Consider the following 12,883-nt stretch of genomic DNA (forward strand, 5'->3'; position numbering starts at 1 on the left):
CGACAATTTCTGCTAGCAAACGTATAATTAAACAGGTGGAAGGGGAAATGTAATGTTACATCTCCAGTCATCTGGGAATTACATAAATGAAAATAAAAGTAAAAAACGCACAAAAACCATCATACTATCCATTCTGGTTCTCTTTTTAGCAATCATCATTGCTGCCGCAGCAGGAGCGTATTTTTATTTTAATAAAAATACTAGCCCTCTAGACGCTGATAACAAAAAGAACATGACAGTTGAAATTCCAATCGGCTCATCTTCTGCAGACATTGGTCAAGAACTTGAGGATAAAGGAATCATTAACAGCGGTGATTTTTTCAGGCTCTACACACGAGTTAAAGGAGAAGGCAATTTCCAAGCAGGTATCTATGAACTGTCACCTTCAATGAACCTTTCAGAAATTATTTCAGCTCTTAAAGAAGGAAAGATGTTCAAAAAACCAGAGTTTACTCTAACCATCCCGGAAGGATATAACGTTCCACAGATAGCCGGACTGATCAGCAAGACTACAGGGTACGATCAAGCTGATATACTAAAAAAGATGGCTGATAAAACCTATCTGAAACAGCTGAAGCAAAAATATCCTTTATTACCGGATGATATAACGAAAGAAGGACTTTATTATCCACTTGAAGGCTTCCTTTTCCCTGCAACGTATGATTTTGAAGTTAAAAAACCAGAGATAACAGATATTATTGACAAGATGGTTGAGCAATCATCTATTATCTTAAAAAACATGAAACTGAAATTAAAAATAGCGGTTATTCACTATTTGAAGTGATCACATTGTCCTCCCTTATTGAAGAAGAATCTCAACGTGATGAGGATCGAAAAAAATCGCAGGAGTATTCTATAATCGACTAAGTCAAGATATGAAGCTAGATTCCGATCCAACCGTTAAATATGCAAGAAAAAATTTCGATGTACAAGTTTTATACGAACATCTCGAGTATGATTCTCCTTATAATACTTACAGGTATAAAGGGATTCCAATCGGTCCGATCACATCCCCGGGTGAAAAAGCGATTGAAGCTGCTTTAAAACCAGTTAAAATGGAAGAACTCTTTTTCTATGCAAGGCCGAATGGTGAAGTGATCTACACGAAAACTTTAAGTGAACATAATGCTGTTTATAAAAAATACAGAGATGAATGGAAAGTTTGGCAAGAGAAAGACAAACAATAACTTTTTAGAGAGAACGTTTATACGTACTCTCTTTTTTATGTTTTCTTTTATAAGAGAATGTTTTTTTGGCCTTATTTTATTGCCCTTTGCCAAATCATCTGTAAAGTCCACTCTGCCTAGAAAATATGAAAAAATAATAGGACTCTCGCCTTCAAATAAAGATTATGTTACAATATACCGGTTAGTGTGAAGGAGGCGTGTTACTTTGGTGTCAAATGAAGTAAACCAATACATTGAAAAAATAATTCCAACGCGCTCTGAACAAGTACTAAAAATGGAGCAATACGCCAAAGAGCATAATGTGCCGATCATGGATCTAACAGGGATGGAAACACTTCTTTCATATGTAAGGCTAAAAAAGCCAAAACGTATTCTAGAAGTGGGCACTGCCATTGGGTATTCTGCCATTCGAATGGCCCTTGCTTGTGAAACAGCTGAAATTATTAGTATTGAAAGAGATGAAGAACGGTACAATATAGCAAAAGATAACGTTAAAACTCTTCATCTGGAGAGCAGAATTACCTTGTTATTTGGTGATGCGAATGAATTGCAAAGCCAAGTAGAAGACTATGCCCCATATGACTTTATTTTTATAGATGCAGCTAAAGGACAATATCAAAACTTTTTTGATCACTATTCCTCCATGCTGTCTCCAGACGGCATCATCGTTACAGATAATGTTCTCTTTAGAGGGTATGTCGCGGATGAAAGCGGCCTAGAGAGTAGAAGACTTCGTTCTCTAGTTAAAAAAATTAGAAGTTTTAATGAATACATGATGCAGCATCCTGATTATCAATCTTCAATCTTGCCGGTTGGTGATGGTATGATGGTGAGCATTCGAAATCCTTAAGGGTACAGGAGTTTGGAGGAGTAAAAGCAATGGCACAAAAACCGATTGTAATTGGGGTTGCAGGTGGATCAGGATCAGGTAAAACGACAGTAGCAAAAGAAATTTACAGACAGTTTGCCAATCAATCCATTCTCATTATTGAACAAGATGCTTATTATAGAGACCAATCAGAGAAATCGATGGAAGAGAGATTGAATACTAATTATGATCATCCTCTTGCTTTTGATAATGATCTGTTGATTAAACATATTTCCTCGCTATTAGAGTACGAATCCATTGAAAAACCAGTGTATGACTATACAGCACATACAAGAAGTGATAAAATTATCCCAGTTGATGCTAAAGATGTCATTATATTGGAAGGTATTCTTATTCTAGAAGACGAGCGATTACGTGATTTGATGGACATCAAGTTATTTGTTGACACAGATGCAGATGTGCGAATTATTAGAAGAATGGTTCGTGACATTCGTGATCGTGGCAGAACACTAGAATCTGTAATTGATCAATATACTTCCGTAGTGCGGCCGATGCATAATCAATTTATTGAACCAACGAAAAGATATGCAGATATCATTATTCCAGAAGGCGGTCAAAACCGTGTTGCGATCGACTTAATGGTAACCAAAATAAAGACCATATTGGAAGACAAAGCATTATTGAAAAAATGAGGAACATCATCCTCATTTTTTCGGTATACACGGACAAAACACAGCTCTAAGCTGCTTGGCAATCAACTATTGTCCTATTTTTTATACATACCCTGCCCGAATTATCATATAACGTAACAAGGGTACTGAGATTATTGAAGGAGTGAATATTATGGCAGACGAGAAAAAACACTATATGACCTTAGAGGGTAAGCAGAAGCTAGAAAATGAATTAGAATTTTTAAAAACAGAGCGCAGAAAAGAAGTTGTTGAGCGTATTAAAGTAGCACGCAGCTTCGGAGATCTTTCCGAGAACTCTGAGTATGATGCAGCAAAGGACGAGCAGGCTTTTGTTGAAGCTCGTATCGTTCAATTAGAAAAGATGATTCGTGATTCAGTAATTATTGAAGATAATAAAGACCAATCTGATAACGTTTCCATCGGGAAAACGGTTAAGTTTCAAGAGCTTCCAGATGGAGACGAAGAAACATATGTTATCGTAGGGAGTGCAGAAGCTGATCCGTTTGAAGGGAAAATTTCAAACGATTCTCCAATGGCAAAAAGTTTGTTAGGTAAAAAGCCAGGAGACAAAGTTTCAGTTCAAACGCCAGGCGGAGAAATTAGCGTTGTTATTTTAGAAGTTAAATAAAGTGTAAAGATAAAGAAGGCTTGCAAATTTTTGCGAGTCTTCTTTTTTTGGACATTGATTAAGAACAATAGGAGTCGGTGAAAATGTGGATAAGGTGGTGAAATGTGTATGGTATCTAGAAAAAGAACAATAGGACTAGCTCTTTGTTTTCTTTCACTTATCCTTTTTTAATCTATCGGTTAGCAGATATACAATTGATCTCAACAACATCCTTTTCAAAGAAAAAAGTTAACCTAATACAAGAAAGTGTTAATCAGCGTACACACCGCTTTACAATAAATGATGGCAGGGGTTATTTTTGGATCGAAACGGAGAACTTCTGTCAACAGACGTAAAACCACAAGTAGTCGTTTTTCCTAATCTTTATACAAGAAAATGGCCGTTGGCAACGATTGGAAACATACTCGAGATACCTTCACAAGAAGTTGCGAAAATGATTCATCGACTTAAGAAACCTTCAGCGCTCTCTCTCCAAAAAGAACTCAGTCTGGATCAAATGAATGAGATTAATAAGCTTGAGATATCAGGTCTTTACGCACAGCTCGTTACAAGAAGAAAACCGATTCCGTTTGCAAATCATATCATTGGTGCAGTTGGTCAGGATCCTGATCTAATAAAGAGAAAGTACGGAGATAAATTAAAAAAGGAACGGTTACTACATCCACAAAAACAGGCAAGAACGGGATGCAATATACGTTTGATCCCTTTTAATATCTGAAGGGGAAACACAATATATCTATCACGTTGATCGACAAGGTCATCCTCTCTTAGGTCTTGACGTCAAATATCGTTCTCAAACAAATCCATTGTACCCTCTCTACGTTAAGACGACGATTGATAAAAAGATGCAGGAAACAGTAGAAAAAGCGCTGGATGTTCATGGAATTAAAGATGGCGGTGCTGTTTTGTTGGATATTAAATCAAACGAGCTCTTAGGTATGGCGAGCAGACCATTGTTTACAAGTGAGACGATTTTTAACCACGGAAATAATATGACGTCACAGCAAATTCCGGGGTCTGTCTTTAAGATTGTTACGGCAGCTGCAGCAATTGAAGAGAATAAGGTTCAAAATGATAAAAGATACGATTGTAACCTCAACATATATGGAAAAAAAGATGAGAGACAATTAGGCAATCTTAATGTGGAGGATAGCTTTACACAGAGCTGCAATAAAACGTTCGGTGAACTTGCGAATGAATTAAATGTGACGAATCCTGATTATATAGAGAAGTATGCAGAGAAGATGGGACTTCTTCACTACAATGGCTGGCAAGGAGAAGTGTATCATCTGAATTCCTTTTCACATTTTTATCAAGAGGAAATCGGCCAAATTAAATACAAGAAAAAGAAAAGTACGGACTACCAATCTGCTTTAGCTGTTTCTCAAACAGCGATCGGACAGCTTGATGTGAAAGTCACACCTCTTGCAGTGGCGAATATGATGGCGACGATTGCACGAGGCGGGATGAGGTATGAAGTGAAAGCCGCTAAAAGTGTAAATTTTGCCAACGGAACGGAATTAATTGAATTCGAAGATCATTTAGCAGAAGATCAAAAGCTTTCTTCCTATACGATGATGAGACTTCAATCACTTCTCTTAAACGTCGTGAAAAATGAAAGAGGTACAGGTCATGCTTTGCAAGCACTGCCGTTTCAAGTTGCAGGCAAGTCAGGAACCGCGCAAAAAGGAGAAAGAACTAACTTCAATAACAAATGGTTCGCTGGATATTTTCCATCTGAGCAACCACGTTTTGCTTTAGTAGTCGTTGACCTAAAACACGATAAGACCAACAGAACGATACCTGTTTTTGCGGACATTGCTAATGGAATTATGAACATTGCGAACAGAAGTGAACGTATTAAATAAAAAGAGAGATAGGAAATAGTGTTCGTAGACATCATCCTCGTGGTAAAATAAAAAAGTAATTTTACTGAGGAGGATATTATGAAACGAAACCAACGTTATGAAACAAGACTTGAAAAACGAAAGCAAAATCGTTTTTTAAACATAGCAATCGGATTAGTTGTTTTGCTGATTGTTGTTGTTGCATTTAATCTTTTCTCAGGCGATGATAACGAAACAGCTACAACAAACGAAACGGAACAAACGGCTGATAAAAAAGAATCTAATAATAATTCAATTGAAATGGAAACAGATGATTCTGACAGCAAACAACAAGAAGAAGATTCTGCGAATAAAGAAAATACCGATGAAGAAGCAGAGAAAGAAGAAACAGAATCAGAACAACCTGCTGGCGGAGGCCCAGAAGGTCCATGGGAACCAATCGGAACCTCTCAAACGGAGCCGCACCAAAAATCTTATGACGATGGATCACAAGACTGGAACGAGATGGTTCAAGCCCTTTCTTATGCAACAAATATTCCTCAAGATCAGATGACTATTTTTTGGCTAGGAAATGGTGGAGGTCCAGATCTTTCAAAAGGAACCGTGCAATCCAAAGCTGATGGGACTAAGTATGATGTAATGCTGCAATGGGTTCCTGAAAAAGGATGGCAGCCAACAAGTGTAACACCTGTTCAATAAAATGACAAACAACCTGTTGAAATGGCAGGTTGTTTTTTTTTGGAAAGGGCTGTTGGCTTTGAAAGTTGTTGATTTCCGTTTCAGATGCTCGCTTTCCGCGGGGCAGGCGGTGAGCCACATTCGTACGTTTCACTCTTAAGTGTCTCACCTGCCCGCCTGTCCCGCAGGAGTCTCGCATCTTACACTCCAATCAACTATCATAGAAGACAAAATTTGAGAGTAACAATTTCTTAGGAAAGAGCGTTGTGGTAAAAGCATTGTTGCACTTGTAAGTGGTTGTTTTCCTTTTCAGATTCTCTCTTTTTAAAAGATATTAGGAACGCACCTTACACTCCCATCCATATTCTGAAGAAGGCAACATAAATAAACCGAAAGCAAAAATCTTTTAGCAAAAATATTTTTGGAAATGCAGAACGCCTCTCTTTAACCCTCTTACTATTTCTTCAAAAAATTGTAATATACACCAATCCTCAAAGATATTACATTTGAAAATTTTTAGAAATTGTGCTAATTTGGAACCTGTAAGATTTTAATTCATAGTATATTGATAGGAATTATATAATTTAAAACGTGGAGTGGGAAAAATGGGACGAGAATTTATTGATCTTTTTGATGAGTGGTCTTCTTCTTATGACGAAACAGTTTCAGGAGACGATCAGGAATATAAAGAAGTCTTTCATAAATACGATGAAATATTAGAAACTGTTGTTCAACGATCTGGCAATGTTGTATTAGAATTTGGGGTAGGTACTGGTAACTTGAGCGAGAAACTTCTTAAGAGTGGAAAAACCGTTGTTGGTATTGAGCCTTCAAAAGGAATGCGTGAAAAAGCGATAAAGCGAAATCCAGATCTAACGCTCTACGATGGTGATTTTTTATCTTTTCCGAAACTCAATCAGGGAATTGATACAGTCGTTAGTACTTACGCCTTTCATCATCTAACGGATGATGAAAAAGATACTGCGATCGGACAGTATAGCCAGCTGCTCAAAAAAGATGGTAAAATTGTCTTTGCAGATACCGCTTATCTTCATGAAGACGATAAAAAAGAACGTCATGAAAAAGTTAAATCTCAAGGCTACCTTAACTTATTAAAAGATTTGCAGACAGAATACTATACAACCCTGGGTGTCCTTGAAGATATTTTTAAAAAATATGACTTTGACGTTTCATTTGAAAAGCTGAACGAATATGTCTGGCTGATGGAAGCGGTAAAAAAATAGACATTGGAGAATAACATGAAAAGAATCGGAATTATCGGTGCGATGGAAGAAGAAGTTGTTCTATTACGTGAGCAGCTGACAGAGCTTGAAGAGAAAAAAGTGGCAGGTTGTGAATTTTATAAAGGTTTATTGAACGGTCAAGAAGTGGTCCTTTTAAAATCAGGAATCGGGAAAGTAAATGCGGCAATCGGGACAACGTTATTAATTCAACTGTATAGTCCAGACGTTATCTTAAACACTGGATCTGCCGGCGGATTCCACTCAGATTTAAATGTAGGAGACGTAGTCATCTCAACCGATGTTCGTCATCATGATGTAGATGCTACAATTTTCGGCTATGAGCACGGCCAAGTGCCTCAGATGCCGCCAAACTACCTACCTGATCAAAAGCTTGTAGAGGCGGCTGTAAAGGCTGGTGAGCGTGTACAAAACATCCAAGTTGCAAAAGGTTTGATTGCTTCAGGTGATTCGTTTATGAGTGACCACGCAAGGGTAGAGGACATCAGAGCCAAGTTTCCTGCTCTTTATGCAGCTGAAATGGAAGCTGCTGCGATTGCTCAAACGTGCTATCAATTTTCTGTTCCTTTTGTTATCATCCGTTCTTTATCGGATATTGCCGGAAAAGATGCACGTGTATCTTATGACCAATTCTTAAAAACGGCATCTAAGAACTCAGCAGAACTAGTACAACAAATTGTAGAGGAGCTGAAATCATTATGACAAAGAAAATGAATGTAGAAAGCTTTAACCTTGACCATACAAAAGTTGTGGCACCATATATCCGTTTAGCGGGTACAACGACAGGAGCAAACGGAGATGTGATCCACAAATACGATATCCGATTTTGCCAGCCTAACAAGGACCATATGCCGATGGAAGGACTTCATTCCATCGAACATTTAATGGCAGAAAATATCCGTAACCATCATTCAACAGTCGTTGATATCAGCCCTATGGGTTGTCAGACTGGTTTCTATCTTTCTGTAATCAACCACGATAACTATGATGAGATTTTAGAAGTGCTTGAAAAGACATTGAACGATGTTTTAGAAGCGACAGAAGTACCGGCATGTAATGAAGTACAGTGCGGCTGGGCAGCTAACCATAGTCTTGAAGGTGCGAAAGAAATCGCGCGCAAGATGCTTGCTAAAAAAGATGAGTGGCATATTGTTTTCTCAGAATAGAGGACGATTGAGATGAAATTTTATAAAAACGTGCACGAACTGATCGGCAATACGCCTCTTTTGGAAATCACACAGTTTTCTCTTCCAGAAGGTGTACGTCTATTTGCGAAGTTAGAATTCATGAACCCTGGTGGAAGTGTGAAAGACCGTCTTGGGATGGAACTATTAGATTCTGCTTTAGCAAAAGGACAGCTGGTTAAAGGCGGAACTATTATAGAACCTACAGCAGGGAATACAGGGATTGGTCTTGCCCTTGCTGCGATTAATAAAGGGATTAACGTCACTTTTGTTATTCCAGAAAAATTCAGTATTGAGAAACAAGAGCTTATGAAAGCGTTAGGCGCAAAAATTATTCATACACCTACAGCAGATGGTATAAAAGGTGCAATTAAGAAGACGAAGGAGCTTTTAAGTGAGATTCCAAACTCGTTTTCTCCTTCTCAATTCTCAAATCCCGACAATCCGAACACTTACTATAAAACATTAGGCCCTGAGATTTGGAACGACCTTGATGGAAATGTTGATATTTTTGTGGCAGGTGCGGGTACGGGCGGAACCTTTATGGGAACGGCGCGCTATCTCAAAGAAAAGAATAATAATGTAAAAACCGTTATTGTTGAACCAGAAGGATCGATCCTTAACGGAGGCGAATCTGGTCCGCATAAGACTGAAGGAATAGGGATGGAGTTTCTGCCGGAATATATGGACACAGCCTATTTTAACAGCATTCATACCGTTACAGATGTTGATGCTTTTCAACGGGTAGCAGAACTGGCTAAAAAGGAAGGACTGCTCGTTGGAAGTTCTTCAGGAGCAGCACTCCACGCTGCATTGATCGAAGCACAAACTGCACAGTCAGGGCAAAACATCGTTACGATATTTGCAGACAGTTCAGAGCGTTATTTAAGCAAGAAAATTTATGAAGGGGGCATCTGATATGAAACGTAAAACAAAATTGATCCACGGAGGCATTCCTTCTGATAAAACAACAGGAGCTGTTTCTTTTCCGATCTACCAAGTAAGCACTTATAAACAAGAAGATGTAGGAGTTCACAGCGGTTTTGAGTATTCTCGAACAGGAAATCCTACAAGGCATGCACTTGAAGAGTTGATCAAAGACTTAGAAGGCGGTAAGCGCGGATTTGCGTTTGGCTCAGGTATGGCAGCCATCACTGCTGTCATGATGCTTTTTGATTCTGGTGATCATGTTATTTTAACGGATGATGTTTATGGCGGAACGTATCGTGTGATGTCTAAAGTATTAAATCGTCTCGGCATTGACTCAACTTTTGTAGATACAACCGATATCGATCAGATTGAAGCAGCTCTAAAACCAAATACAAAAGCGGTTTATGTAGAAACGCCGACAAATCCGCTCTTAAAAGTTACAGATATAGAAGCGGTAGCGTTATGGGCGAAATCTAAAAACCTTTTATTCATGGTGGATAACACGTTTAACACGCCATATTGGCAAAATCCAATTGAACTAGGTGCTGATATCGTTCTTCATTCCGCAACGAAGTATATCGGCGGCCACAGTGACGTTGTAGCAGGTTTAGTCGTTGTAAATGACGAGAAGCTAGGGGAAGATCTCCATTTTGTTCAAAATTCTACTGGCGGCGTTTTAGGACCTCAGGATTCATGGCTATTAATACGAGGTATCAAGACACTTGGTCTACGTATGGAAGCTCACGAAAGCAATACAAAGAAAATTGTTGAGTTTTTAAAAGAGCATCCATCTGTTGAGAAGATTTATTACCCAGGACTTGAAGATCATCCGCAGTACAAAATTGCAAAAAAACAAGCTGGCGGATTCGGAGGAATGGTGTCATTTGATGTTGGATCTCTTGAAAATACCAATGCTGTACTGAAAAAAGTAAAGTACTTTACTTTAGCTGAAAGTTTAGGTGCAGTAGAGAGTTTGATCTCAGTTCCTGCTAGAATGACTCACGCGTCTATTCCTGCAGAGCGCAGAGCAGAGCTTGGCATTACAGATGGCTTAATCCGAATCTCTGTAGGTATAGAAGATGCAGACGATTTGATTGAAGATCTTAAAAATGCATTAAGTTAATGACAAATTGGAAGAACAAGTGCCTTAGCAGGTGCTTGTTTTTTATTTGCTTTCTCTAAGAGATTCTTGCTTTCAAATTTTGTCTTCTTTGATGGTTGATTGGAGTGTAAGGTGCGTGCCTACTACTTGAGAATCCTCTCGCAAGGCATGCGACGAGGAAGCCTACTGGGGAAGCATTAACTTGTAGACGCAGGAGCAAGTATAGTTCCTTGAGGGCGGGCAGGTGAGACACTTAAACGTGAAACGTGTAAATGTGGCTCACCGTCTGCCCCGTGGAAAGCGAGCACCTGGAACGGAAAATCAACCACTTCCAATAAATGCTTGCTTTTAAGTCAGATGAATTTCCATGATCACGATTTAGACAAAGTTTCTTCACGTTTTTGTCAAAAAATGCTTGGTAGGTCGCTGTCTTACCTATGTTATCCTTTTAATAGAGGTTAGGAGGTAGAGACTGCTATGAAAAACAAAGCTGAACAATTACAAAAGAAGATGGCTGACTACCAGCGTTTCGGTTTTATTTTGTTGGCTGTTAGCACGTTCTTTTATTTAGGATTAGTACTTCCTGTTGAAGACAAAAACTTTATCCAATCCATCACGTTAGGGATTGCTTCTACCACGTGTTTAGGATTCACTGCACTTATGTACAATGTCGTAAGAAAGTGCAAAACACAATTACAAGAACTGAGCGAATAAACCTTATAATAAATTTCACGTACCGTCCCTTAAAAAGGGGCGGTATTTTTGTTTTTATGGATTAAAAATTAGGGAATGGATACGGAATGGCCTATAAAGGTCATACTAAGACTTAACAATCTATAGAGAGAAAGAAGTGGAGTAATTGGGTATCATTTGGGCACTTATTACAGCAGTTTGCTGGGGAAGCATCGTATTAGTGAGTGAAAAGCTAGGCGGTGACTTTCACAGTCAAACATTTGGGATGACATTAGGAGCCTTATTGTTTTCGATTGTTGCGTTCTTTATCGTACAGCCTGATCTAAACATGTCTGTTATGGCGATAGGAGTCGTTTCAGGTATCTTTTGGGTCATCGGACAGCGTAACCAATTTGCTAGTGTTGATTATTTAGGAGTTTCTAAAATTGTACCTTTATCAACAGGTATGCAGTTATTTGGAACGACTTTGTTTGGCGTCATCGTCTTTCATGAATGGAAAACGACGACGGAAATTATTATTGGGTTAATTGCAATCTCTGCGATTGTGGCAGGAGCTCTGTTAACGTCGAAAAGAAGTGAGCAAGGCGACCAAAAAGACAAACAGAACTTTAAAAAAGGAATCACGTTTCTTTTAATTTCGACAATAGGATACGTTACATATGTGGTCATCATCAGATGGTTTGAAGTGAATGGCTGGCAGGCCATTTTACCACAGGCAGTGGGCATGTTTTTAGGAGCACTTGTCTTATCGCTAAAACATAAACCATTCAATAAATATTCAGTCAGAAATATTCTAACAGGGCTGATTTGGAGCACAGGGAATCTGACACTTCTGCTTTCTCTGCCTCTTATCGGGATCGCCACAAGCTTCTCGCTTTCACAAACCGGTATCATCATCTCAACGCTTGGCGGGATTTTTCTATTAGGCGAAAAAGAAGCAAAAAAGAGATCATATGGGTGATCTCAGGCTGTGTGCTTATCATAGTTGGCGGCGTTATGTTAGGATTCACTAAATCATAGAGGAGCTGAAAAACAATGTATCCAGATTTAAACGGAAAGACGGTTATCATAACGGGAGCGGCCACAGGAATTGGTAAAGCATGTGCGTTGCGATTTGGACAAGAAAAAGCCAACGTCGTTATTAATTATCACTCTGAAAAGCAAGTGAAAGAAACGGATGAAATGATTAGTGAAATTAAGAAAAGCGGCGGAAATGCGATTTCTATTCAAGGTGATGTAACGAAAGAAGAGGATATTCAACAACTCATCAAAAAAGCAACAGAAGAGTTTGGATCCCTTCATGTTATGATCAATAATGCAGGAATAGAGAATGAAGTACCTTCACATGAACTGACATTAGAGGACTGGAATAAAGTGATCTCTACGAATTTGACAGGACAATTTTTAGGGTGCAGAGAAGCCATTGATTACTTTTTGAAAAACAATATTCAAGGTGCTGTTATCAACATGTCAAGTGTTCATGAGATTATCCCTTGGCCGCATTTTGTACATTATGCAGCAAGTAAGGGCGGTATTAAATTAATGACCCAAACCCTGGCACTTGAATATGCTCCTAAAAAATAAGAATTAACAGCATTGCTCCTGGTGCCATTAATACACCGATTAATGCAGAAAAATTTGCTGATCCAAAGCAAAAAGAGGGTGTCCTAAAACTGATTCCGATGGGGTATATTGGCGAACCTGAAGAGATTGCAGCTACGGCTGTATGGCTAGCGTCAAATCAAGCAAGTTATGTAACAGGATTAACATTGATCGCTGACGGCGGTATGACACTATATCCAGGATTCCAAGCAGGAAAAGGTTAAAAAAAGTTGTCCGCCTTTAAAAGGT

The 12,883-nt window shown here is 38.7% G+C and carries 15 protein-coding genes and 2 pseudogenes; 16 read left to right on the plus strand and 1 reads right to left on the minus strand.

Translation table 11 applies throughout. From position 1 onward, the window contains the following. Positions 1–52: 52 nt before the first annotated feature. The 8 genes from mltG (ACEWFH_RS08635) (at position 53) to ACEWFH_RS08670 (ending at position 5,882) form a co-directional block, all read left to right on the plus strand. Positions 53–784 carry an endolytic transglycosylase MltG gene (gene mltG, locus ACEWFH_RS08635; RefSeq protein ID WP_473726866.1) on the plus strand — a complete coding sequence of 244 codons (732 nt, stop codon included), beginning with the start codon at positions 53–55 and terminating at the stop codon, positions 782–784. A 55-nt stretch (positions 785–839) separates the two neighbouring features. Then, the gene (gene mltG, locus ACEWFH_RS08640; RefSeq protein ID WP_473727251.1) at positions 840–1,187 is read left to right on the plus strand and encodes an endolytic transglycosylase MltG; all 348 of its coding nucleotides are present in this window, start codon (positions 840–842) and stop codon (positions 1,185–1,187) included. A 205-nt stretch (positions 1,188–1,392) separates the two neighbouring features. Beyond that, positions 1,393–2,037 (plus strand): O-methyltransferase, encoded by a 645-nt coding sequence (locus ACEWFH_RS08645; protein ID WP_473726867.1) that lies wholly within the window; start codon positions 1,393–1,395, stop codon positions 2,035–2,037. A gap of 29 nt (positions 2,038–2,066) precedes the next feature. After that, positions 2,067–2,708, plus strand: coding sequence for a uridine kinase (gene udk / locus ACEWFH_RS08650; protein WP_473726868.1), 642 nt, complete (start codon positions 2,067–2,069; stop codon positions 2,706–2,708). Between the two features lie 151 nt (positions 2,709–2,859). Beyond that, the gene (gene greA, locus ACEWFH_RS08655; protein WP_066291237.1) at positions 2,860–3,336 is read left to right on the plus strand and encodes a transcription elongation factor GreA; all 477 of its coding nucleotides are present in this window, start codon (positions 2,860–2,862) and stop codon (positions 3,334–3,336) included. Between the two features lie 298 nt (positions 3,337–3,634). After that, positions 3,635–4,054: a hypothetical protein gene (locus ACEWFH_RS08660; protein WP_473726869.1), complete on the plus strand. Its 420-nt coding sequence runs from the start codon at positions 3,635–3,637 to the stop codon at positions 4,052–4,054. Positions 4,055–4,181: 127 nt separating this feature from the next. Beyond that, positions 4,182–5,204, plus strand: coding sequence for a penicillin-binding transpeptidase domain-containing protein (locus ACEWFH_RS08665; protein WP_473726870.1), 1,023 nt, complete (start codon positions 4,182–4,184; stop codon positions 5,202–5,204). 78 nt (positions 5,205–5,282) lie between these two features. After that, complete coding sequence (locus tag ACEWFH_RS08670) at positions 5,283–5,882, plus strand: YrrS family protein (protein WP_473726871.1); 600 nt, start codon at positions 5,283–5,285, stop codon at positions 5,880–5,882. Here ACEWFH_RS08670 and ACEWFH_RS08675 read toward each other — a convergent pair. Then, complete coding sequence (locus tag ACEWFH_RS08675) at positions 5,809–6,060, minus strand: hypothetical protein (protein WP_473726872.1); 252 nt, start codon at positions 6,058–6,060, stop codon at positions 5,809–5,811. The genes ACEWFH_RS08670 and ACEWFH_RS08675 overlap by 74 nt on opposite strands. Positions 6,061–6,466: 406 nt before the next feature. Here ACEWFH_RS08675 and ACEWFH_RS08680 point away from each other — a divergent pair, with 406 nt between their 5' ends. The 8 genes and pseudogenes from ACEWFH_RS08680 to ACEWFH_RS08715 all read left to right on the plus strand — a co-directional run bounded on the left by ACEWFH_RS08680 (position 6,467) and on the right by ACEWFH_RS08715 (position 12,858). After that, entirely contained in the window at positions 6,467–7,105 is a 639-nt protein-coding gene (locus ACEWFH_RS08680; protein WP_473726873.1) for a class I SAM-dependent DNA methyltransferase, read from the plus strand. A 15-nt stretch (positions 7,106–7,120) separates the two neighbouring features. After that, positions 7,121–7,825 carry a 5'-methylthioadenosine/S-adenosylhomocysteine nucleosidase gene (mtnN, locus tag ACEWFH_RS08685; RefSeq protein WP_473726874.1) on the plus strand — a complete coding sequence of 235 codons (705 nt, stop codon included), beginning with the start codon at positions 7,121–7,123 and terminating at the stop codon, positions 7,823–7,825. After that, a complete protein-coding gene (locus ACEWFH_RS08690; protein WP_066237801.1) occupies positions 7,822–8,289 on the plus strand; it encodes an S-ribosylhomocysteine lyase in 468 nt (155 codons plus the stop codon). The genes mtnN and ACEWFH_RS08690 overlap by 4 nt, the downstream gene beginning before the upstream one ends. A gap of 12 nt (positions 8,290–8,301) precedes the next feature. Further along, positions 8,302–9,225, plus strand: coding sequence for a PLP-dependent cysteine synthase family protein (locus ACEWFH_RS08695; RefSeq protein WP_473726875.1), 924 nt, complete (start codon positions 8,302–8,304; stop codon positions 9,223–9,225). 1 nt (position 9,226) lies between these two features. Continuing rightward, positions 9,227–10,360, plus strand: a complete 1,134-nt coding sequence (locus ACEWFH_RS08700) for a bifunctional cystathionine gamma-lyase/homocysteine desulfhydrase (protein ID WP_473726876.1) — start codon at positions 9,227–9,229, stop codon at positions 10,358–10,360. Between the two features lie 456 nt (positions 10,361–10,816). Then, on the plus strand, positions 10,817–11,053 hold the full coding sequence (locus ACEWFH_RS08705) for a YrhC family protein (RefSeq protein WP_473726877.1): 237 nt from the start codon (positions 10,817–10,819) through the stop codon (positions 11,051–11,053). 145 nt (positions 11,054–11,198) lie between these two features. Continuing rightward, positions 11,199–12,052 (plus strand): annotated as a pseudogene (locus ACEWFH_RS08710) (GRP family sugar transporter). A 15-nt stretch (positions 12,053–12,067) separates the two neighbouring features. Continuing rightward, positions 12,068–12,858 (plus strand): annotated as a pseudogene (locus tag ACEWFH_RS08715) (glucose-1-dehydrogenase). Positions 12,859–12,883: the final 25 nt, after the last annotated feature.

It is taken from the genome of Fictibacillus sp. EA-CB0309, from assembly GCF_055814265.1.